20 protein-coding genes and 1 other annotated feature are annotated in these 22052 nt (G+C 28.5%); of the genes, 7 read left to right on the top strand and 13 right to left on the bottom strand.

The features are described 5' to 3' along the window. Positions 1–200: 200 nt before the first annotated feature. The 3 genes from B5F09_RS04785 to B5F09_RS04775 are packed head-to-tail and all read right to left on the bottom strand — an operon-like array spanning position 201 to position 3992. The gene (locus B5F09_RS04785) at positions 201–1481 is read right to left on the bottom strand and encodes a galactokinase family protein (RefSeq protein WP_087372157.1); all 1281 of its coding nucleotides are present in this window, start codon (positions 1479–1481) and stop codon (positions 201–203) included. After that, the gene (locus B5F09_RS04780) at positions 1481–2494 is read right to left on the bottom strand and encodes an aldose epimerase family protein (RefSeq protein ID WP_087302216.1); all 1014 of its coding nucleotides are present in this window, start codon (positions 2492–2494) and stop codon (positions 1481–1483) included. The genes B5F09_RS04785 and B5F09_RS04780 overlap by 1 nt, the downstream gene beginning before the upstream one ends. A gap of 1 nt (position 2495) precedes the next feature. Then, on the bottom strand, positions 2496–3992 hold the full coding sequence (locus B5F09_RS04775) for a UDP-glucose--hexose-1-phosphate uridylyltransferase (RefSeq protein ID WP_087302266.1): 1497 nt from the start codon (positions 3990–3992) through the stop codon (positions 2496–2498). 317 nt (positions 3993–4309) lie between these two features. Between B5F09_RS04775 and B5F09_RS04770 the strand changes: the two genes are divergently transcribed. The 3 genes from B5F09_RS04770 to B5F09_RS04760 all read left to right on the top strand — a co-directional run bounded on the left by B5F09_RS04770 (position 4310) and on the right by B5F09_RS04760 (position 7700). Next, positions 4310–5326, top strand: a complete 1017-nt coding sequence (locus B5F09_RS04770; RefSeq protein WP_087302218.1) for a LacI family DNA-binding transcriptional regulator — start codon at positions 4310–4312, stop codon at positions 5324–5326. A gap of 194 nt (positions 5327–5520) precedes the next feature. Beyond that, the gene (ahpC, locus tag B5F09_RS04765) at positions 5521–6084 is read left to right on the top strand and encodes an alkyl hydroperoxide reductase subunit C (RefSeq protein WP_087302221.1); all 564 of its coding nucleotides are present in this window, start codon (positions 5521–5523) and stop codon (positions 6082–6084) included. Further along, a complete protein-coding gene (locus B5F09_RS04760; protein WP_087372153.1) occupies positions 6084–7700 on the top strand; it encodes an FAD-dependent oxidoreductase in 1617 nt (538 codons plus the stop codon). Before ahpC ends, B5F09_RS04760 begins: the two co-directional genes overlap by 1 nt. 24 nt (positions 7701–7724) lie before the next feature. On the opposite strand, the gene B5F09_RS04755 is transcribed toward B5F09_RS04760, so the two are convergent. The 3 genes from B5F09_RS04755 to B5F09_RS04745 all read right to left on the bottom strand — a co-directional run bounded on the left by B5F09_RS04755 (position 7725) and on the right by B5F09_RS04745 (position 11167). Next, positions 7725–9716: a penicillin-binding transpeptidase domain-containing protein gene (locus B5F09_RS04755; protein WP_087372150.1), complete on the bottom strand. Its 1992-nt coding sequence runs from the start codon at positions 9714–9716 to the stop codon at positions 7725–7727. A 78-nt stretch (positions 9717–9794) separates the two neighbouring features. After that, positions 9795–10718, bottom strand: coding sequence for a DUF1848 domain-containing protein (locus B5F09_RS04750; RefSeq protein WP_087372147.1), 924 nt, complete (start codon positions 10716–10718; stop codon positions 9795–9797). Then, positions 10718–11167 carry a methylated-DNA--[protein]-cysteine S-methyltransferase gene (locus tag B5F09_RS04745; protein ID WP_087302229.1) on the bottom strand — a complete coding sequence of 150 codons (450 nt, stop codon included), beginning with the start codon at positions 11165–11167 and terminating at the stop codon, positions 10718–10720. The genes B5F09_RS04750 and B5F09_RS04745 overlap by 1 nt, the downstream gene beginning before the upstream one ends. Positions 11168–11273: 106 nt before the next feature. Here B5F09_RS04745 and B5F09_RS04740 point away from each other — a divergent pair, with 106 nt between their 5' ends. From B5F09_RS04740 to B5F09_RS04730, 3 genes are all read left to right on the top strand, one after another. Further along, a complete protein-coding gene (locus tag B5F09_RS04740) occupies positions 11274–12023 on the top strand; it encodes a threonine/serine exporter ThrE family protein (RefSeq protein WP_087372143.1) in 750 nt (249 codons plus the stop codon). 1 nt (position 12024) lies between these two features. Further along, positions 12025–12468 carry a threonine/serine exporter family protein gene (locus B5F09_RS04735; protein WP_087302233.1) on the top strand — a complete coding sequence of 148 codons (444 nt, stop codon included), beginning with the start codon at positions 12025–12027 and terminating at the stop codon, positions 12466–12468. 84 nt (positions 12469–12552) lie between these two features. Then, on the top strand, positions 12553–13701 hold the full coding sequence (locus tag B5F09_RS04730; RefSeq protein WP_087372140.1) for a nucleotidyltransferase: 1149 nt from the start codon (positions 12553–12555) through the stop codon (positions 13699–13701). Between the two features lie 2 nt (positions 13702–13703). Here the strand turns inward: B5F09_RS04730 and B5F09_RS04725 are convergent, their stop codons facing one another. The 5 genes from B5F09_RS04725 to B5F09_RS04705 form a co-directional block, all read right to left on the bottom strand. After that, on the bottom strand, positions 13704–15266 hold the full coding sequence (locus tag B5F09_RS04725; protein ID WP_087372137.1) for a hypothetical protein: 1563 nt from the start codon (positions 15264–15266) through the stop codon (positions 13704–13706). Between the two features lie 42 nt (positions 15267–15308). Continuing rightward, complete coding sequence (gene pheT, locus B5F09_RS04720) at positions 15309–17699, bottom strand: phenylalanine--tRNA ligase subunit beta (protein WP_087372134.1); 2391 nt, start codon at positions 17697–17699, stop codon at positions 15309–15311. 4 nt (positions 17700–17703) lie between these two features. Further along, positions 17704–18741, bottom strand: a complete 1038-nt coding sequence (pheS, locus tag B5F09_RS04715) for a phenylalanine--tRNA ligase subunit alpha (RefSeq protein WP_087302242.1) — start codon at positions 18739–18741, stop codon at positions 17704–17706. Positions 18742–18775: 34 nt separating this feature from the next. Then, positions 18776–18975, bottom strand: a binding site (T-box leader). Between the two features lie 63 nt (positions 18976–19038). Continuing rightward, positions 19039–19758, bottom strand: coding sequence for an RNA methyltransferase (locus B5F09_RS04710; RefSeq protein ID WP_087372129.1), 720 nt, complete (start codon positions 19756–19758; stop codon positions 19039–19041). Next, a complete protein-coding gene (locus B5F09_RS04705) occupies positions 19755–20420 on the bottom strand; it encodes a M48 family metallopeptidase (protein ID WP_087372127.1) in 666 nt (221 codons plus the stop codon). The genes B5F09_RS04710 and B5F09_RS04705 overlap by 4 nt, the downstream gene beginning before the upstream one ends. 56 nt (positions 20421–20476) lie before the next feature. Between B5F09_RS04705 and sspI the strand changes: the two genes are divergently transcribed. After that, positions 20477–20677: a small acid-soluble spore protein SspI gene (gene sspI / locus B5F09_RS04700; RefSeq protein WP_087302248.1), complete on the top strand. Its 201-nt coding sequence runs from the start codon at positions 20477–20479 to the stop codon at positions 20675–20677. Between the two features lie 11 nt (positions 20678–20688). On the opposite strand, the gene B5F09_RS04695 is transcribed toward sspI, so the two are convergent. Both B5F09_RS04695 and B5F09_RS04690 read right to left on the bottom strand, forming a co-directional pair. Beyond that, positions 20689–21126, bottom strand: coding sequence for a hypothetical protein (locus B5F09_RS04695; RefSeq protein WP_087302250.1), 438 nt, complete (start codon positions 21124–21126; stop codon positions 20689–20691). Next, complete coding sequence (locus B5F09_RS04690; protein WP_087372124.1) at positions 21119–21970, bottom strand: hypothetical protein; 852 nt, start codon at positions 21968–21970, stop codon at positions 21119–21121. The genes B5F09_RS04695 and B5F09_RS04690 overlap by 8 nt, the downstream gene beginning before the upstream one ends. Between the last annotated feature and the right edge of the window lie 82 nt (positions 21971–22052).

The following is a 22052-nucleotide window of genomic DNA, read 5'->3' as shown; positions in this document are numbered from 1 at the left end:
ATTTATCTAAACAATCAAAACATCTTCTTTCTTTATATTTTCGCCATTTTTTCCAATTATAACCATTAACATATATAATCTAATTCATTAGTTCTAGATTTAACGAATCTTATCACAAAAACAAATGAATTCTAAAAATTATTTTTTCCTTTATAAAACATATTTAAAAAGGTAATGAAAATTCATTACCTTAAAGACTATTAATAAATAACTTTTTTACCACCATATTTACGTACTTTTAAAATATGGCAAGAATCTTTACCAAAAACTTTTTCAATTTCTGTTTTATACGTATCAACATAACTGTCTTTTACAAATGCTTGAATTGTTCCAGCAAAACCACCACCATGAACACGACAAACACCATTATCACCTAAGATTTTTTCAGACATTGCTAAACCAATAGAAACGCTTTGATTGAAAACATCACTATTTGCATAAACATTTTGTAAGAATTTATATGAACTATCACCAGAAGCTTTAATTAAACGTTTAAATTCATCAAAATCGCCAGCATTTAATGCTGCTACTTGTAAGTCAACTCGTTTATTTTCTGTAAATAAATGAATTGCTCTCAATACAGCACGGTCATTACCGATTTCACGAACTTTAGCGATATTATCAAAAAATTCTTGTTCATCAACTTCTCGTAAAAATTCTTTATTAAAGTAATTAGCGATTTTTTTCATTTCTGCTGGAATAGCTGCATACTCATCAGTTAAATCAGCATGCGATCCTTTAGTATCAACGATACATAAACTATGTTCAAACTTAGAAAAATCAACATCAACTTTTCTTACAACTGGTTTATCAATATCTTTAAAATCAATATTGATTAAGCTACCTACTGAACTAGCACATTGATCCATCAAACCACATGGTTTACCAAAATAAACATTTTCAGCATATTGTCCAATTTGCGCAATTAAAACTGGATCTACTGTCATATCATTATATAATCCTGATAAAATTGTTCCAATAATTGTTTCAAAGGCAGCTGAAGAAGAAAGACCAGCTCCCATGATAACATCACTTGTAATAAAAGCATTAAATCCACCAATTTGATAATTTAATTCTTTTAATTTAGCTAAAACACCACGAACTAAAGCTTCAGAAGATCCAGCTTCTTCTTGTTTAACTGCTAGATCATTTACATCAATAGCTTTAATATCAAAATCATCAGATAAAATTTTAATTTCTCGTTCAGTTTTACCAACAACTGCAATAGCATCTAAATTTATTGCTGCAGCTAATACACAACCATGTTGATGGTCAGTATGATTACCGCCAACTTCACTTCTACCTGGAGCACTATAAATTTCAACTTCATTATCACCATATAATGAAATATATTTTTCAACAGCAGCTACATAGCGATTACGTTGATATTCTAATAAACTTTCATCGACATATAAATCATTTAATAATTCATCATATTTATTATTTTTTAAATCATTGATTAATTCTGTTGCTTTTTTCATTATTTTATTACTTCAAATGTATATGATGTACTTTCATCATATACTTCTCCTTTCTTTAAAATTGTAGTTGGGTTTTCTTCAATATTAATTGCATCAGGAAGATTTTGAGTTTCAATACACATTGCATATCTTCTAGGATAAGCAATACCATATTTACCAACTCTACCGTCTAAATAGTTAGCACTATAAATTTGTGCTCCTGGTAAAGTTGTACTAACTGTCAATTTTCTTCCGGTTTTTTCATGATATAGTACCACTTGATCATGATCTTGATTAAAAATAAATGGATGATCATAACCAGCACCTAATTTTAATTGTTCATCATCACTATCAATTTGATCACCAATTCTTCTTAGTGTACTAAAATCAAAAGCACTATCTTTAGTAGCGTTGAATTTTCCTGTTGGTAAACCATCACCATCAACACAAGCATATTTATCACTATGAACTAGTAATAAATGATCATAAATATCTTCTTTAGCGCCAGATAAATTGAAATATGAATGATTTGTAATATTAATAATTGTATCTTGATCACTAGTTGCATGATAACGAACTGTTAACGTTTTATCTTCTAAAGTATAATATGCTTTAAAAGATAAATTACCAGGATAACCTTCTTCGCCATCTTTAGATAAATAACTAAATTCAATAGTTTTATCATCAATTATATTGTAATCAAATACTTGATAAGAAAATCCTTTAATACCACCATGTAAGCAGTTAGGACCATTATTTATTGGTAAATGATATGTTGTACCATTTAAAGTAAAAACTCCTTTACCAATTCGATTAGCTGTCCGACCAACTAAAGCTCCTAAATAAGCATCTTTGGTTTGATAATCAGAAAAGTTATCATATCCTAATACTACATCGTCAATATTTCCAGATTTATCATTCATCATAACTTTAACAATTGTACAACCATAGTTAGATACAACGATCTCTAAATTATCATTTTTCATTTGAATTAAATCTATTTGATCATCTATTTTTTCAATTACTTTTATCATTTTATTCTCCTTTCAAAACCATTTCTACAAAGCTGGTTAAAGCATCAATTCCTTGCTGGTCCATTTTAAACACTCCAGCATCTTCTAATACGGTAACAAATTTAATTGCTACTGCTTCTTTTAAAATATCTGTAACATTATCTTCAGTAATAGTAAATTCATCTAATAATTTTAAATACCAGTCATAATGTTTTTCTAATTGTGGATAATCCTTAATATTGATCTTATTTAATAAACAATCACTTAATAGTTGTAATTCATCTTTTAAACGGGCTGGTAAGATTGCTAATCCCATAACTTCAATTAAACCAATATTTTCTTTTTTAATATGATGAGATTCTTGATGTGGATGGAAGATACCATCTGGATACTGATCACTTGTTCTATTATTTCTTAATACTAAATCAATTTGATATTTATCACCTTTTTTACGAGCAATTGGTGTAATGGTATTATGAGGAGTATCACCAGTATGACTAATAATATCAAGTACTGGAGCATTATAATTGCGCCATGCTTCTAATATTTTATTTGAAAGAGCTATTAACTCATCTTTACTTTCTGATGTTAATCTAATTGTTGAAAGCGGCCATTTAATTACTTCAATTATTGTATTTTCATAATCATCTGAAGTTAATGTTTTTAAGACTTCAGCTCTTTGTATTGGGAACTCATAGTTACCACCTTGATAATGATCATGACTTAAAATAGAACCACCAACAATTGGTAAATCAGCATTTGAGCCAATCATATAATGTGGGAAAATATCTAAAAAAGAAAATAAGTTTTCAAAAGTTTCCTGATTGATTACCATTGGTTTATGTTCTTTATTTAAAACAATACAATGTTCATTGTAATAAACATAAGGTGAATATTGTAAATAGTAATTACCATTTTTTAAAGTTAATGGAATAATTCGGTGATTTTGACGAGCTGCTCGATTTAAATCACCACTAAAACCTACGTTTTCTTTACATAATAAACATTTTGGATACCCGGTAGATTTCACTGTTTTAGCTTTAGCGATTTCTTTAGGATCTTTCTCTGGTTTAGATAAATTTATAGAAATTTCTATATCACCATATTTTACATATTTTTTCCAAATAATATTTTTATCTGTTCTGCTTTTACGAATATAATTTGAAGCAATTGATAATTTATAATAATAATCAGTTGCATGTTTTGGACTTAAAGCATATTTTTCTTTAAATGTTTCAATAACCGTATGTGGTCTTGGCATAATACAATTCATGATTCTTGTATCAAACAAATCACGAACAGTAACTGTATCTTCAATTAATTCTTTTGCTACTGCATAATCAAGCATATTTTCTAAAATTGGAGTTGCTAGAGGTAAAGGTTCATTTACGTCTTCATATTTAAAATCACTTTCTTTAAACAAATCTAATAAAAGATTTACTGAATAATCCATCTCATCTTCAGTAATCATTTTCTTTTCAAGTGCAAATTGAATTAATCTGTTAATTTCATAGTTAATTGATATCATGTTTTTCCTCCCTTTTTCATTTATATTGTAATCCAATAATAAGATAATGTCAATTATTTTTACTAAATTATTAGTAAATATTTACTTGATATATTGACTAAACTTTACCCTTGGTTTATAATGAAATTGTGATATATTTTTAACATATTTATTTAGCTTCAAAATTTACACTCTTTCAAAAACAAATCAAATCACAATATTACATATTTTTTAATAAAATCCCTTAATTACTGAATAATTTCTTTCATCTAAACTTTCATAAATACTAAAAATAGGGTATAATAACCTTTGAATCAAGGAGGAAAATGATGGCCACTATTAAAGACGTTGCAAATTTGGCTAATGTTTCTAGTGCGACAGTTTCACGTATTTTAAACAATGATAAGACCTTATCTGTCCCAGAAGAAACTAAACAAGCTGTTTTAAATGCTGCCAAAAAGTTAAATTATACTAAAAAAAGAAAAGCAAATAAAGGTGACTTTACTCTTGGTATCGTTCAATGGTATTCTTTGCAACAAGAAATTGATGATCCTTACTATTTACAAATCCGTCAAGGAATCGAAAATTTTTGTTTGCAAAATAATATAAATGTTATCCGTACTTTTAAAACGGATTTAAATTATTTAGATGCTTTAAAAAATGTTGACGGTCTTGTCTGCATTGGAAAATTCAGTAATGATGAAATCGTCAAATTTAAGAAAATATCTAATAAAATTGTATTCTTGGATATGGTTAGTTCACATCGTAATGATACAACCATTACTTTAGATTTTGAAGCTGCTATTAAAGAAGCAATGGATTATCTTCAATTATCTAATCATCAAAAAATTGGTTTTTTAGGTGGAAAAGAACTTCTTGATGATAATACTATTTATCCTGATCCAAGAAAAGAAGTATTTATCAAATACTGTAATGATCATAACATTACTTATGAAACATATTTATATGAAGATGCTTTTACTACTGAATCTGGTTATACAATGATGGTGGAAATGATTAGTAAAAAAGATTTGCCAACAGCAATTTTCTGTGCTAGTGATCCTATTGCAATTGGCGCTTTAAGAGCTTTATTGGAACATAACATTAAAGTACCTGAAGATATTTCACTAATCGGTTTTGATGATATCAAAGCTGCAAGTTTTACTAATCCCCCACTAACAACGGTTTATGCTCCAGCGACTTTGATGGGAGAATATGGAGCTAGTATTGTTTATCATATTTTAAGCAAATACAGTTCTCCAGCACCAATGAAAATTGTTCTTCCATGTACACTAATTGAACGTGAATCATGTAAAGTTATAAAAAACAAGGCTGTAAATAAGTAGTTAATACTACTAAAATAGCCTTGTTTTATTTTTGAAAAATTTTCGTTATATAGTTCAATATTCGTTGAACTTTTTTTATTATTTAGTTTATAAAAAAATAAAAAGTGCATAATATTTGTGTTAGTTATTACCGCGTGTTAAAATTAAGGTAGTTAGAAAAGTCTAACAATTATTTAAAGAAAAGGAGAATAATTATGTCATTAATAGGAAAAGAAATAACAGATTTTGAGGCTCAAGCCTTTCATGAAAATGAATTTAAAACAGTAAAAAAAGAAGATTTATTAGGAAAATGGAATGTTTTATTTTTCTATCCAGCTGATTTTACATTTGTATGTCCAACTGAATTAGAAGATTTAGCAAATAAATACGAAGATTTCAAAAAAATCAATTGTGAAATTTATTCAGTATCATGCGATACACACTTTGTCCATAAAGCTTGGCACGATACTTCTAAAACAATCAAAAAAATTACATACCCAATGTTAGCTGATCCAACTGCTAAATTAGCTAAAGATCTAGATGTATATATTGAAGCTGATGGAATGGCTGAAAGAGGAAGTTTTATTATCAATCCTGAAGGTAAAATTGTAATGTATGAAGTAATTGCTGGTAATGTAGGTCGTAATGCCGAAGAATTATTCCGTCGCGTACAAGCTAGTCAATTTGTTTATGAACATGGTGACGAAGTTTGCCCTGCAAAATGGAAACCTGGCGAAGAAACACTTAAACCATCATTAGATTTAGTAGGACTGATTTAATGACTAATAATCTTTATGATGCAATTATAGTAGGTGGCGGTCCAGCTGGACTGTCAGCTGCTATTTATTTAGCACGAGCTAAATTTTCAGTATTAGTTATTGAAAAAGAAAAAATTGGTGGTCAAATTACAATTACTTCAGAAGTTGTTAATTATCCAGGAATTTTAAAAACAAGTGGTAAAGAATTAACTGAACAAATGTACCAACAAGCACGTAATTTTGGGGCAGAGTTTTTAATTGCTAATGTAACAAAACTAGATTTAAAACAGCCAGTAAAGGTGATAAATACTGATAAAGGCGAATTTAAAGCAGCTGGCATTGTATTAGCTACTGGTAGTCATCCACGTAAAATCGGGTTCCCTGGTGAAAAAGAATTTCAAGGTCGCGGTGTGGCTTATTGTGCTACTTGTGATGGTGAATTTTTTACAGATAAAGATATTTTTGTTATTGGCGGTGGTTTTGCAGCTGCTGAAGAAGCGGTATTTTTAACTAAATATGGACGAAAAGTTACTATCATTGTCCGTGAAGATGATTTTACATGCGCTAAACAAGTAAGCGATCAAGCTAAACAGCATCCTAAAATTGATATTCATTATAATAGTGAAATTGTTGCTGTCAATGGAACAAATCAGCTTCAACAAGCAACATTTAAAAATAATAAAACTGGAGAAACCTGGCAATATCAAGCCCCTGATAATGATACATTTGGTGTTTTCGTATTTGCCGGTTATCAACCAGCAACATCGTTATTCCAAGATCAAGTAGAACTAAACGAAACTGGAAATTTAATAGTTGATGAAAACCAAAAAACTTCTTGTCCTGGTGTATACGGAGCTGGTGACGTATGTGTCAAAGACTTAAGACAAGTAGTTACTGCTGTAAGTGATGGAGCCAAAGCAGCAACATCATTAGAAAAATATATCCCTACAATCGTTCAAGAACACAATTTAAAACCAAAAAAGATTGAACTTAAAAATGATACTTCTACTACTAATAACGATAATAGTGATGTTGACGAAAATAATTACTTTATTTCATCACAAATCAAAGCACAGTTAAAACCAATTTTTGATAAATTAGAAAGAAACTTAATTCTAAAATGCTATGATGATGGTAGTAAGTTAGCAAATGAAATGAAAGGTTTTTTAGAAGAATTTGTAACTTTAAGTGATAAATTATCATATACAGTTGTTTCATCTTCATCTATTGCTGCAATTAGTTTTTATGATCAAGATGATAATTATTTAAATATTGCTTATCATGGTATACCAGGTGGACACGAATTTAATTCTTTTGTAATAGCTGTTTATAACACTGCCGGAGCTAAACAACCGTTACAACAAGACATATTAAAGCAAATCCAAAGTATTGAAAAACCAATTGATATTAAAGTAATTGTCTCGCTTTCATGTACAATGTGTCCTGAAGTAGTAATGGCTACACAACGCATTGCAATTGAAAACAAAAACGTTGAAGCACAGATGTTTGATTTAGCACATTTTCCAAATCTAAAAGAACAATATAATATCATGTCTGTTCCATGCATGGTTATCAATGATAAAGATGTTTATTTTGGAAAAAAAGACATCAGTCAAATTGTTGAAATTTTAAAATAAAAAGAATGTGAGAGCACATTCTTTTTATTTATATAAATAACTATTTAATGGTGCTTGCATATGATCAACTACATAGCCACTACCACCACGATCTTTAACATTTTCAACCATTGTTGTAATTAAGATTGGATTATCACTATTAGTTGTCATTACTGTAAACCATCCTAATTCTGTTCCAGTAGTATCATCTTGAGAAGCTTTAATTTCAGCAGTTCCTGTTTTACCTGCTAATTCAATATCATTATGATAAATAGCATGTCCAGTTCCATTACTATCACTAATTACCCCAATTAAATCATCTTTAATTGTATTAGCTGTATCCTTTGTAAACGCATTTTCAACCCACATTTGATCTGGTTTTTCATTCATAATTAAATATGGTTGAATGATATCACCTTCATTTACAAAAGCACTATAAATAGCAGCTAATTGAACTGGGTTCATTAACAATTCTCCTTGACCATAACCACTATCAGCTAATTGCTGGTCATCAAAATCACTATCTTTATTTTGATATTGTGAAGCATTTAATGATAATTCAAATGGTATTTTAGAACCAATTTCTAAACGATCATAACCACTAATTAAATCATCTTTGCCAATATTAGTTGCTGCTTTAGCAAAATAAACATTATCAGAATAAATTAAAGCATTTCTTAAATTATTAGGTGTTGGCGCATGTAAAGTTGTAACATAATAATTACCCCAGCTAGAATCTTTTTGCCATCTATCTTCTGCCTTTAAATCTTTATCAGGATCGATTGCTCCAGAATCAAGACCAATTGCTGCTGTAATTGGTTTCATACTTGAACCCGGTACAAAAGTTGAACGATAACGATTAGTTAAAGGTTTACTAGCATTATCATTTAATGCTTGCCATTGCTCGTTGTCAAATCCTAAAATAAAATCATTACTAGAAAATGATGGTGTCGATACTAATGCCAGGATTTCGCCTGTTTTAGGATTCATAGCAACTGAAGCACTTTGATCATTTTGATACTCATTATATAATGATTGTTGCAATGTAACATCGATGGTTAAAGTAATATCTTTACCATCTTCAACATCTTTACTAGCAACAGTTTTTACTAACTCGTTATCCTCATCTACAATTCTTATTTCATGACCATTACTGCCTTTTAAATCAGCTTCATAAGCTGCTTCAATGCCACTTCGTCCAATTAATGAACTTTCATCATAGCCTTCACCCTTATGTTTTTCTAAATCTTCAGCATTTACTTGTTGCAAGTATCCCGTTAAATGTGAAGTAGCTTCGCCATAAGGATAATAACGAACTGTAGTAGTATTTACTTTCACTCCTGGTATTGCAATTAATTGATTAACTAGTGCTTGTCCTGAACTGTCTTTTGCAAACTCTTTTAAAGGAACAAAAGAATCATCTTTGATCCATGAAGCACTCATTTCATCTTTTATTTCAGCGCTTGACATATTTAATAAAGAACCAATTCTTTCATAATCAGCCTCACCATTTAATTTTCCTGGAACCAATCCAGCTTCATAAGCTTCACCTTGTGTAGCTAATTCATTGCCATTTCGATCAAGAATTCGTCCACGGGTAGCACTTTCACTGCTTACTCGAACACGATAATCAGATTCAAGTCCTTCTAAAATCAATGCCTCATTATATGCTAGCTTTCCATCAGTTACTTTAACTTGATTATTAGAAGTTACTTTTCCAGCAACAGTATTCATAGTTAAGCTATAATCAACAACATCATCTTCAACACTATTGATTTTTAATGAAAAATCCTGTGCTTCAATACCCTCATAAATGTTTGTATATCTTTCTTCAAAGACATCTTTATCAACTTTAGGATCATCGCTTAACATATCATACATTTTTGAATAATCTTTATCTTCAAGTAATGCAAAATAATCCTCTACATAATCATCAGCATTTTTACCGCCAGTGAAAATAAAAAATACAGTCACAATGATTAAGCATATTACTACAACCCCTGCGATTATTAAATTTCTTTTATTTCTTAAAAGCATACCTTATCCCCTTTCTATCGAAAATATTATAACATAGCATGTGATAATAACCTACCTATTCCACTATATTTTATAAATTTATAAGCTATCAAATTGTAGTTGTCTTTCTTGATTAGAGCAAACTTTCCGTTTTACTACTTTATCTTCATCAGTTAAATGACCAATTAATAAGGGACTATTTTCATCATGAAGTCCAATGTTTTTATAAATCTGATTACTAGTACAAGCATAACAATACTTACAACCATGTATACAGCTATTATAAGCTCCTATATCAATACTAGCTAAACAGTGACAATGTTTACGATTAGTATTTGTTTTTATATTTAAAGTAGTTTTTAATAATGATTCAAGATATTCTTTATCAATACAGCTGCCATGATTAATTCCAAACTGTTCCAAATGATATTTTTCACTACAAGTTTGGATTTTTATTTGATATTTTTTAGCAATCTTTCCAAATTGTTGAGCGATTTTTAAAACATCATCTTCATCAATTTCATCAAATTTGCCAGCTATATTTTTATAAATATCAATAAAACTAATAATTACAATATCAGTATATTTTGCTAAAATCCGACACATTTTTTCAAACATTTGATAATGAAATTCTGTGGTATAGCGCTTATTTAATAAGATTGGATCATAACGCCAGATTACCCGCTTTTTACCAATCATCTTACTTAACGAAACAAATGTTTTCATAATTTCTAATTTAGCTCTTAAATTAGGTTCAATATCCTGATCATACGGTGTTATTGTAACCATAAAATAATATTGATATCCCATTTGTTTTATTGTTTTTAAATATGGCATGATTGGTTTAGGATCTTTGGTTAAAAAACAAATACAGTCAACTACATCAGGACTAATATCAACATGACTAACTAATTGATTATTATATGGATTACGAACGAGAACATAACCTTCTTTAAGCCGATTAAACAACCATTTTGGATACATAGCACAAATATCACAGCGACCTGATACTTGTAATAACATTATTGTTTCTCCAAATCTAATAACATTTGCTTCATTTCTAAACCACCATAATAACCCGTTAAACTGCCATTACTGCCGATTACACGATGACAGGGTATTACTATCATGATCCGATTTTTATTATTAGCCATCCCTACAGCTCGAGAAGCCTTTTTATTTCCGATTGCCATAGCTATATTTTGATATGTGGCAGTTTTACCATAGGGAATTTTTAATAACTGATTCCAAACTTTTAATTGAAATTCACTACCTTCCATGGCTAAAGGCAAAGTAAAACTTGTTCGCTGCTTATTAAAATATTCCTGTAATTGTTTAGCTGCTTCTTGAATCAAAGGGGTATTTTCTTCTATATATTGATATTCATCTTTAGGAGTAATTGCATAAATTTTTTGTTCTTTTTCAATTATCAGCAGATCAATTAAAAAATGATACCAGTAACCTTTCAACATATTATCACCTCAAAAAAATTATAACATAATTTAATAATATTAATCATTCTAAACTATCATTAATCAATTATTCATGATATACTTTTCAAGGTTGAGGTGACTACTTATGGAAGAACAAAAACTAATCAATGTAATTGGTGAAATTGGCAGATTATTAATTAAATATGGGGCTGAAATATACCGCGTAGAAGAATCATTAATCAGAATGTGTCAAAGTTATGGTTATGATAATGTCGAAGTTTTTGCCCTACCATCATATTTTACTTTAAGTGTTCTAATTAATGATAATCAGACTTACACTTTATCAAAAAGAAGCCGTCATAATCGAATTAATTTAGAAAAAATTTATGAATTAAATAACCTGGTTCGTTTCGCTTGTCAAAACAAACCAGCAATAGATTATCTCCAATCAGAAATAAAACGTATTAATTCAATCAAAACAAATTATTTGCTAGTATTTTTAGGCTACGGTATTGGAACTGGTTTCTTTGCTACATTTTTTGGTGGTGGTCTTAATGAAACACTAGTAGCAATAATAATCGGCTTTATTTTGTATTTTTTTATTTTGTTAATGGAATATTTAGATATCAACAATCTAGTCAGTACCTTATTATCAAGTATGCTACTTACTGCTATTGCTTTAATTGCCTATCATTTAGGAATCGTTGCTAACTCTCAGGCAATTATCATTGGCTGTTTAATGATTTTAACACCAGGGGTAGCCATTACTAACAGTTTAAGAGATATCATGGGTGGTGATTACATTTCAGGAACTGCAAGAATGCTTGAAGCATTATTAATTGCTGCTTTTATTGCTATTGGTGCTGGTTCAGTAATGATGATTTTAGGAGGTTAATATGGCAGAAATAATTCAATGTATTAGCGCTTTTTTTGCATGTATCGGATTTGCCTTCATCTTTAGAATTCATCACCATTTACGCTTTGCTTTTATTGCTTCGTTTGGTGGTGCATTAGGATGGGGTGTTTATTTGCTTAGTAAAAATTATACCGAAGATATCTTGGCTTATTTTATCGCCATGACTGTAGTAGCATTATTTTCAGAAATCATAGCTCGTATTTGTAAAGCTCCAGCAACAGTATTTTTAATCATTGGCTGTTTCCCTTTAGTGCCAGGACGCGGTATATATGAAACAATGCTTTATTGTATTCAAGGAAACAGTGAACTATTTTTAGATAGCTTTTTAAATACGATTGGTATTTCTACTAGTTTAGCTTTAGCTATTTTAATAGTTTCTACTATTTTTAAAGTAATAAAAAAATTATCTCAAAAAGCGAGCTAAATGCTCGTCTTTTATTACTTAATTAAAAGTAATAAACAATTATTATTCATTGTGTTATACTTTAACAAAGGATTAGGTGAGAAAATGAAAATACTAGGTCTTATAGTTGAATACAATCCATTCCATCAAGGACATTTATATCATTTAAATCAAGCTAAAGAGCTCGTAAAACCTGATGTAACTATTGCCATTATGTCTAGCCACTTTGTTCAACGTGGTGAGCCAGCTATTAGTGATAAATGGACCAGAGCTAATGTAGCCATTAAAAATGGTATTGATATTGTAGTGGAGTTACCATTTATTTATAGTGTTCAAAGTGCTGATTATTTTGCATATGGTGCTATTGATTTATTAAATAAAATTGGAGTCAATAATATTGTCTTTGGTAGTGAAAATGGTGATATTGATGTATTTAAAGATATTGCTATTACAATTAAAAATAATCAAGAAGAATATGATGATCTTGTAAAAAAACAAATGAAACTTGGCTTACGTTATCCAGATGCCTGTAATCAGGCCTTGTCAACATTAATGCATAAAACTATTACAACCCCTAATGATCTTTTAGGTTTATCTTATGTAAAAGAAGTTATCAATAATGATTATCCTATTAATCTTCATTGTATTAAAAGAACAAATGACTTTCATAGTTTAAAAATAGAAACTATTAGTTCGGCTAGTGCTATAAGAAATGCTTTAAGAAATAATCTTGATATTTCTAATCAGTTTTGTAATTATAATGATTACCAAGAATTCTATTTCTTTGAAGATTTTTTTCCATATTTACGTTATAAAATTCTTACTTCTTCTAAACAAGAACTAAAAAATATTCATCTAGTTGATGAAGGAATTGAAAATCTGCTTCAAGAAAAAATAGCCACTGCTAATAATATGGAACAATTCGTATCAAGCCTGACTTCAAAACGATATACTCGTTCTAGAATTCAACGAATGTTAATTCATATTCTTATGAATAATGATAAAGAAACAATTAAACAAGCCATGGATATTAACTATCTTCGAATTTTAAAAATGAATAAAACTGGTCAAAATTATCTAAATAAAATCAAAAAAAGCTGTCAATATCTATTGGTTACTAATTATTCAAACTATTTTCATCCTGGCTTAGAAATAGAGTTTAAAGCAACTAAGCTTTTATCATGTTTATCAAAACAGCCACAAACACTAATTGAAAAGGAATACAAAAGTATCCCTATTATAAAATCGGAGTAAAATTACTCCGATTTTTCAATATCTATATCCGCAATAATTTCATGATCAAATGATAATGATTTAACAATTGCTACAGCATTACCAACAGTACAGATTCCCTCTTTAATTAAATAATCAAAAACAATATCATTATTCTTCTTTAAATCATTAAAGCAATATTTATCAGCATTAGCAAAATTATAAGCTAAAGTAATATCATGCGTCGAAACAATTGTCATGGCATTTTGTTTAAATAAATATTTTAAAATAGCATTGGCAATTACTAATCGTTCTTTTTCATTAGTTCCTTTCAATATTTCATCAATCAAAATTAAAGAACATTTATTTTTAGCTAAATCTGTTATTTCATTTAATCTTCGAATTTCCTGAACATAGAAGCTATATCCATTTTGTAAATCATCTTTCATATGAATCGATGTAATTAATTCATATGGATAATAAACAAACTTCTCACTAAAAGATGTATTCAATGCTTTTGATAACAATAAATTTGCTCCTAACATCTTTAAAAAAGTTGATTTACCAGAAGCATTACTACCAGTAATTATTGTATTATTATTTAAAACAACTGAATTTTTAACTGGTTTATCAATTAAAATATGATATCCATTTACTATTTCAATCATTTTTTCATCAGTTACTTCAGGAATACAAGTATCATATAATGATCTAATCAATTTTATAGTAATACATGTATCTAATAAACCAATCCATTCATATAAAGTTATAACATTATTTTCAATAACATCAATATGCTTTTGTAAACAAGCTGTTTGAATTACATCTACTAAAAAAATTGAACGAATCAAACTAGAAATACCAATAAAATCAACACTTTCAATCATATTAAAATAGTATATGACTCTTATCATTGATTTTAAAGAATGAATAGCCTGATTAATTGATGCATGCTGTTCTTTAGGAAAAAGATCGTTTTTCATCAATTTTTCACTAGCAGATAACATTCCTTTAATACTTCCCACTTGTAATCCAAGCTGTTCATATTTACCATTAAATTGAAAAGTAAGTAAAATACAAATAATTGATAATAAAAGTGGTATATAAAAGAAATCAAGATTAAAAATTGTATAAATTATACTTAATATATTAATGATTAGTAAACTAATAAATAGATATTTGAATTTAAATGGATATTTTAAAAGTTTTGATTTAATCGATAATATTGGAATATATTCTTTGTTTAAACGATTTAAAATATATAATGCGTTTTTTAACTTCTCTTCATCATTTAAATTTTCAATGATTATTTCCTGCATTTTAAAATCATTTTTATTCTTAAAAAATCGACTATACAAATACTCATTACCTATTTCACTAATAGTATGATTGATCTTATTTAAAACCAGATTCATTTCACAATCATCAAAGGTAGCCTCATCAATCGCTTTTTCTTGATTTAGCTGCATATATTCCTTTGTAAGTTCATGATCAACCCCTACTATTTCTATTTGATATTGATTAAATAAATAATTTTTCATTAATCCATTTTTAATAATTGCAATTAAAACAATCACTGCAATAACTACTACAATTATAACAACCATAAATAACCCCATAATATTTAAGAGGTATATTAAATATACCTCTTATCCTCTAAGTACTGCATTAAATTCTTTTTCAACTGCCACTAAAATATTTTCCATAGCTTTATTAACAGTAGCTTCGTCTAAAGTTCCTTTTGGATCTTGGAAAACTAAATTAATTGCTACAGATTTTTTACCAGCTTCAATATGTTCACCTTCATAAACATCAAAAATATTAGTTTCTTTTACTAACTGTTTACTTGCCTGAATAATTTTACGACATACATCATATGAAGGCACTTCTTTATCCATAACTAAAGCAATATCTCTAGTAACTGAAGGATACATTGGAATATCTTTAAATTTAATTTTACTTGTTTTTAAATTTAATAATGCTGTTAAGTTCAATTCTACAACATATACATCTTTAACACCATATTTCTTTTCCATTAATGGATGAATATTACCAATTACCCCTACAATTTCTTTACCAATCATAATATATGCACTTCTACCTGGATGATAGCATTGATTATCAGTTTCAACAGGTGTTAGTTTATATCTTGAACCTTCAATTCCTAAATTTTTAAAGATTGTTTCTACAAATCCTTTAACTAAATAATAATCAGCTTGATAAGAAATTTGTCTAAATGCTAATCCATTATATTCACCACAGCAAGCAATTGCTAGATTTTGTAACTCAGTATCTTTTGAATATGTTGTTGATAATTCAAATAAATTTACATCTTTAATATTATGTGACTGATTATAATTAATCACTTGTAATAAAGATCCAATAATTGATTTACGAGTTACACTACGTTCTTCACCTAAAGGCATAGCTAATCTAATAGTTTCATTTTTATGGAAAATATTAAAATCATCAACATCTGCTGGTGAAGTTAATGTATAAGTTAATGTTTCATGTAATCCTTGATCTTTTAATAAATTACGTAAATAATGCTTTTTAGCTTGTTGATCAGTTCTTTTACCAACTGTCATTGACATTTCTGGTAAGGTAGCTGGAATTTTGTCATATCCATAAATACGAGCTACTTCTTCAATTAAATCAGCAGTCATTGTAATATCATTACGATATGTTGGTACTAAAACATTAAATTTATTGTCTTCAAGTGTGTACTCAAATTTTAATGAACTGAAAATATTAGCAATTTCATCAGTAGTAATATTAGTACCTAATAAACCATTTACTTGATCAGTAGTAATATCAACATAATGATCAGTAATATTTAATTCAGTTGTAACAGATTTATATACTTCTTTAGCATCAGCTAATTCAACTAATAAGTCAGCACATCTTTCTAAAACATTTAATGAATTAGCAGTGTTTAAAGCACCTTTAATATAATGTTGTGAAGCATCTGTCAATAAATTTAAACGACGTGCTGTTTCTCTTAAAGCTGCGCCATTAAATGTTGCTGCTTCAATAACAATATTTACAGTATTTTCATCGATTTTAGTGCTATTAGAACCCATAACACCAGCAATACATCCAATACCATCATCAATAGATACAATAATGTCGTTAGGTTCAATTTTATACTCTTCACCATCTAACATTACTTCTTTACAATCAAATCCTGTTTTAACAACAAATTGTTTTTTAGTTAATTTATCATAATCATACATATGGATTGGTTGTCCAGTTTCCAACATAACAAAGTTAGAAATATCAACGATGTTATTAATTGGTTTAATACCGCTAGCAATTAAAGCATTTTGTAACCAGGCGGGTGATTCTTTAGTAGTAACGCCTTTTACTAATTTAGCACCAAAGAATGGACATAAATCAGTTTCTACTTTTACTTGAATATCAGAATCTTTATTACCAATTGATTTAATTTCTGGTAAATTAACATCACGATTTAAAATAGCAGCTACTTCATAAGCTAATGAAGTGATTGCCATACAGTCTGCTCGATTAGGTGTTAATCCAATTTCTAAAATAGTATCTTTTAAACCAATATATGCTAATGGATCTTCACCAACTGGAGCATCACTATCTAATACATGGATTCCTTCTTTATCTTCTGGTTTTAATAATCTTTGATCAAGTCCTAATTCGGCAATTGAACAAATCATCCCATTTGATTCTTGTCCACGAATTTTACTTTCTTTAATTACAAAACCATCACCTAAATCACAACCAGGGTTAGCAACAATTACTTTTTGACCAGCAGCTACATTTGGTGCTCCACAAACAATTTGTTTAACTTCACCAGGACGAACTTCTACTTGGCATACTTTTAAATGATCACTATCTGGATGTAATTGACATTCTTTAACATAACCAATAGTCATGTTATTACCACGTGCTAATTGATGAAGTCCTTCAACTTCTAAACCAACAGCTGTAATTTTATCAGCTAATTCTTGAGGATCTTGATCATCAACTTTCACATATCTATTTAATAAATTTAAACTAATATCCATTATTCTACTCCTTTCTACCAAATTGATTTAAGAATCTAATATCATCATTATAGAAGTAACGAATATTATCAATACCATATTTAAGCATCGCTACTCGTTCAATTCCAATTCCAAAGGCAAAACCTTGATATTCTGTAGAATCGAAACCACACATTTCAAGTACTTTTGGATTAACCATTCCAGCACCTAAAATTTCAATCCAGCCAGTATGCTTACACATTGAACATCCCTTACCACCGCAGTTATGACATGAAATATCTACCTCAACTGATGGTTCGGTAAATGGGAAATATGATGGTCTGAATCTAATTTCTCTTTTTTCACCAAAAAGTTTACGAGCAAATACTTGTAAAGTTCCTTTTAAATCAGCCATAGTAATATTTTTGTCTACTACTAAACCTTCACATTGCATAAATTGATGAGAGTGAGTAGCATCGTCATCATCACGACGATAAGTTTTACCAGGACAAATTACCTTGATTGGTCCTTTTCCTTTAGCTGCTAATAAAGTATGCGCCTGAACTGGTGAAGTATGAGTACGCATCAAGTTATTTTCATCAATATAGAAAGTATCTTGCATATCACGAGCAGGATGATCTTTTGGTAAATTCATTAACTCAAAGTTAAAATAATCTGTTTCTACTTCAGGACCTTCGGCAATTTGATAACCCATTCCTAAAAATAGTTCTTCAAGCTCAGTTACAATCGCTGATAAAGGATGAATTGTTCCTTGGTCTAATTTGTAACCAGGTAATGTAATATCAATTTTTTCTTGATTGATCTTATCTAAGATAGCTTGATTTTCTAACGCTGCTTTCTTTTCTTCTACCGCTTTTGATAACTCTTGTTTTACTAAATTTGACGTTTGACCGAATACTTTTCTTTCTTCAGGAGCCATATTTTTCATTGATTTCATAGCTTCTTGAATCGGCCCTTTTTTACCTAAATAAAATACACGAATATCATTTAATTCTTTTAAAGATTGACATGCTTCCAATTTAGCTAATGCTTCTTCTTTAATCATCAATAATTTATTTTCCATGTTTTCCCTCCTAAAAATATAAAAAATCGTTCCTAATAGGAACGATTATCTCGCGGTACCATCCTAATTCATAGTTAAAAACTATGCTCTTAATTAGCTGTAACGTAGCCGACCCGGCGGTGATTAGCCGCACTCCAAGGTGAATTCAATAATGCCGCTGTTAGAAGATTTTCACCAGCTATCTTCCTCTCTAAAACAGTTTTCTTATTTACTAGTCCTTATCAACGTGTTATCGTTATACCTTGATATTATAACTTGTTTACAACTTTTTGACAATAATTTTCTATTAGTTTTCTATCAATTACTAAAATGATACATTAAAATGCTTCCAGCAATTGCCACATTTAAAGACTCAATTGTTTGAATAGGAATATAACCAATATAATCACATTTATCTAAAATATTTTGATTCATACCATTACCTTCATTACCAACAATAAAAGCCATTTTTTCAGTTTTTTCAATTAAACTAATATCTTGACCATTTTCTAAAGCACTACCGACAACAACAACACCATTTGCTTGTAACTTTTCAATTATTTCAGTTAAATCACCATAAATACAGCTAATATGAAAATTAGCCCCTTGCATTGCTCGTAATAATTTATCATTATATAAATCAACGCAATTTTTAGATAAAATAACCTGATCAATTCCAAATGCTAAAGCACTACGAATCAGTGTACCAATATTACCAGGATCTTGTAAATCATCAAGAATTAAATATCTTTTTTTCATCATCAACTCATTATTCGAATCAATTTTACATTTAGCCATAATATTAGTTGGTGATTTTGTAAAAGCTAATTTAGCCATTACCTCTTCACTTACTTCAATTACCTCAAGGTTACTTTTTAATGGCTTAGTAGTAATTATACATTCTACTTGATTGGCTTTTAAAGCTTCATTTACTAAATGTTCCCCTTCTATTAAATAATAACCAAATTGATTTCGATATTTTTTTTGCTTTAATTTAATAAGGGTTTTAATTGTATTATTGTTAGTAGACGTAATCATATCCCTATCTCCTTTAACTTTTTTTCACATTGTTTATAGTTAGGTAATCTTTTTTTGATTTCCTGATAAAACTGTTTTGAATGATTAGGTTGTAAAAAATGACATAACTCGTGAACAATTACATAATCTATCAATTCATAATTTAAATGCACCAAAGCCAGATTAAAACTAACTTTGTTGATTTTAGGATAACAAGCGCCCCAGCGAGATTTATATTTTTTTATTTCAACTGCTGGCATTGGTAAAATAAATGCTTGCTTTAAATATTCTTGGATCCTTTTTTCAATATACTGTTTTAAAATTGTTTTTAGCGTTATTTCAATAGTTGTTTGAATCTGACGATGATAAACATATATTTTATCATCATGAAAAACCGTCTTACGATTATTTAAATCATAACTAATAATTTGATAGCGCTGGTTAAAAATATAAACAAAACCGCCATTAGAATAATCATATTTAATTAAATAATTATCGATTTGTTTTAAAACAGCATCCTGGTTATCCTTAATTAACTGCTCAATTTCATTAATAGAAAAATACGGTCCACTATTAACAATGATTTTTCCAGCAACAACTTTTAAATAACAGCGTTTTATTTGTTTAATATTTAATTGATACTCAAATACTTGTCCGTTTAATTCAATTTTTCTAATTTCCATAATAACTCGTATAAAACCTCTTAATCACCCTATAATATTATACGAGGAGTGATTAAATGAATATTCGAAATGCTTTATTAAATAAGCTTCATAATAGTACCCCTAAGGAATTAAAAGAAATAATTGATGGTGGTATTGCTTCTAAAGAAGAAACAATTTTACCTGGCTTAGGTGTATTATTTGAAGAATATTATAATTCATTAAATAAAATGCAAAAAGATGATATGATTCAAACTCTTTGCAATTTATTAAAATAGACTCAACGAGTCTATTTTTTCCTTTCTTTAATTATTTCTTTTATTGAACGGGCAAACATAAATAGCATTAATAAAACAAAGTTAATTTTAAACAATTGATTAAAATCAATCAATAGTAAAATAATTAAAATAACTACTGGTATTATACTACCAACTGGAATTGTTGCTTTATTGCCAATAAATAAATTACCATGATGTTTACTTTTACTTTTTATAACATCAACAATTATTTTATAAATTTCAAATAACAAATAATTTAAGATCCATAACAATAAAAAATAAACAGTAGTATAAAAATTATCAACAAAAGTTTTATTAAGTGCCCCTAAAAAAGTTATTCGATAATAATCCATTAAGCTATAAATAAAACTAATACACGTAATTACAAAAGTAGCAACGGCATTACGAATCAAATAAAAAACTATAAAATCTTTTTTTATTTTATCCATAATAATCACCCGCCTCTTGAACATTTAAATCAATTGCAAAAGCATATTGATTATCATCACCATTACTCAAAATAACAACTACACTTAATTTTTCATTCTTTAAATCAATATCATCATCTTCTAAGTTATATGTACCATAATCATCATTATTTATTAATTCTTTAGTAGTTCCACTGATTTTATGGAAAACAACATAATTATCATTATCCTTAGGATCTCCTTTTTTATCCTTTAGATAACGGTATTCTAATGAAACATCTGAGTAATCTTTAAAAACATTATCATTCGATGTTTTTAAAGAACCAAGACGAATCATAGACTTTGAGATTGCCGCATTTTCAATTCGATACTCACTATTTGAACCTTCTAAACGATCTAATGGTGTAATATCTAATTTTAACTTAGTAAGCTCTTGATTATTAGCTTCTACAGTTAAAGTAGCTGTTTTGATAGTATCTAAATTAATACCATCTGTTTTACTAGAATAATTATTGAAAGAATAAATTAAATTATTTTGATCATAATTATCAAGCGTAAATTCATGATTGAATTTCTTTTCATCTGATGACAATTCTAATTTAATTGTAGGTGTCTGTTGTGAAAGAATACTGCTATCTGTAAATAAAATTCGCCCATCATTTAAATAAAAATTATCTTGATCACAGTAAACCTCAACATTTTCCATTGTTACGAAATCATTTGAACCAGATAATATATAATCATAATATACTATTTCGCCAAACGTTTGAAATTTAAAACTGTCATACATAAAAAATAAAGTTGTCGAAACAATAATTGCAAATACAATACTTACAATTAAATGTTGCATATATTTCTTTTTCATATCTATCACCGCCTACATTATAACCTATTTTATCTTAGATAGAAAGAAAAAACAAATTACCTGATTCGACACAAAAAAAGCA

This window comes from Erysipelatoclostridium sp. An173, from assembly GCF_002160495.1.
Lineage (GTDB): Bacteria > Bacillota_I > Bacilli_A > Erysipelotrichales > Coprobacillaceae > Thomasclavelia > Thomasclavelia merdavium.
This window is presented reverse-complemented; position numbering and strand designations above follow the sequence as displayed.

Coding starts and splice junctions, on each gene's coding strand:
- B5F09_RS04785 (WP_087372157.1), bottom strand. CDS start 1,481: ATGAAAAAAGCAACAGAATTAATCAATGATTTAAAAAATAATAAATAT.
- B5F09_RS04780 (WP_087302216.1), bottom strand. CDS start 2,494: ATGATAAAAGTAATTGAAAAAATAGATGATCAAATAGATTTAATTCAA.
- B5F09_RS04770 (WP_087302218.1), top strand. CDS start 4,310: ATGGCCACTATTAAAGACGTTGCAAATTTGGCTAATGTTTCTAGTGCG.
- ahpC (WP_087302221.1), top strand. CDS start 5,521: ATGTCATTAATAGGAAAAGAAATAACAGATTTTGAGGCTCAAGCCTTT.
- B5F09_RS04760 (WP_087372153.1), top strand. CDS start 6,084: ATGACTAATAATCTTTATGATGCAATTATAGTAGGTGGCGGTCCAGCT.
- B5F09_RS04755 (WP_087372150.1), bottom strand. CDS start 9,716: ATGCTTTTAAGAAATAAAAGAAATTTAATAATCGCAGGGGTTGTAGTA.
- B5F09_RS04750 (WP_087372147.1), bottom strand. CDS start 10,718: ATGTTATTACAAGTATCAGGTCGCTGTGATATTTGTGCTATGTATCCA.
- B5F09_RS04745 (WP_087302229.1), bottom strand. CDS start 11,167: ATGTTGAAAGGTTACTGGTATCATTTTTTAATTGATCTGCTGATAATT.
- B5F09_RS04740 (WP_087372143.1), top strand. CDS start 11,274: ATGGAAGAACAAAAACTAATCAATGTAATTGGTGAAATTGGCAGATTA.
- B5F09_RS04735 (WP_087302233.1), top strand. CDS start 12,025: ATGGCAGAAATAATTCAATGTATTAGCGCTTTTTTTGCATGTATCGGA.
- B5F09_RS04730 (WP_087372140.1), top strand. CDS start 12,553: ATGAAAATACTAGGTCTTATAGTTGAATACAATCCATTCCATCAAGGA.
- B5F09_RS04725 (WP_087372137.1), bottom strand. CDS start 15,266: ATGGTTGTTATAATTGTAGTAGTTATTGCAGTGATTGTTTTAATTGCA.
- pheT (WP_087372134.1), bottom strand. CDS start 17,699: ATGGATATTAGTTTAAATTTATTAAATAGATATGTGAAAGTTGATGAT.
- pheS (WP_087302242.1), bottom strand. CDS start 18,741: ATGGAAAATAAATTATTGATGATTAAAGAAGAAGCATTAGCTAAATTG.
- B5F09_RS04710 (WP_087372129.1), bottom strand. CDS start 19,758: ATGATTACGTCTACTAACAATAATACAATTAAAACCCTTATTAAATTA.
- B5F09_RS04705 (WP_087372127.1), bottom strand. CDS start 20,420: ATGGAAATTAGAAAAATTGAATTAAACGGACAAGTATTTGAGTATCAA.
- sspI (WP_087302248.1), top strand. CDS start 20,477: ATGAATATTCGAAATGCTTTATTAAATAAGCTTCATAATAGTACCCCT.
- B5F09_RS04695 (WP_087302250.1), bottom strand. CDS start 21,126: ATGGATAAAATAAAAAAAGATTTTATAGTTTTTTATTTGATTCGTAAT.
- B5F09_RS04690 (WP_087372124.1), bottom strand. CDS start 21,970: ATGAAAAAGAAATATATGCAACATTTAATTGTAAGTATTGTATTTGCA.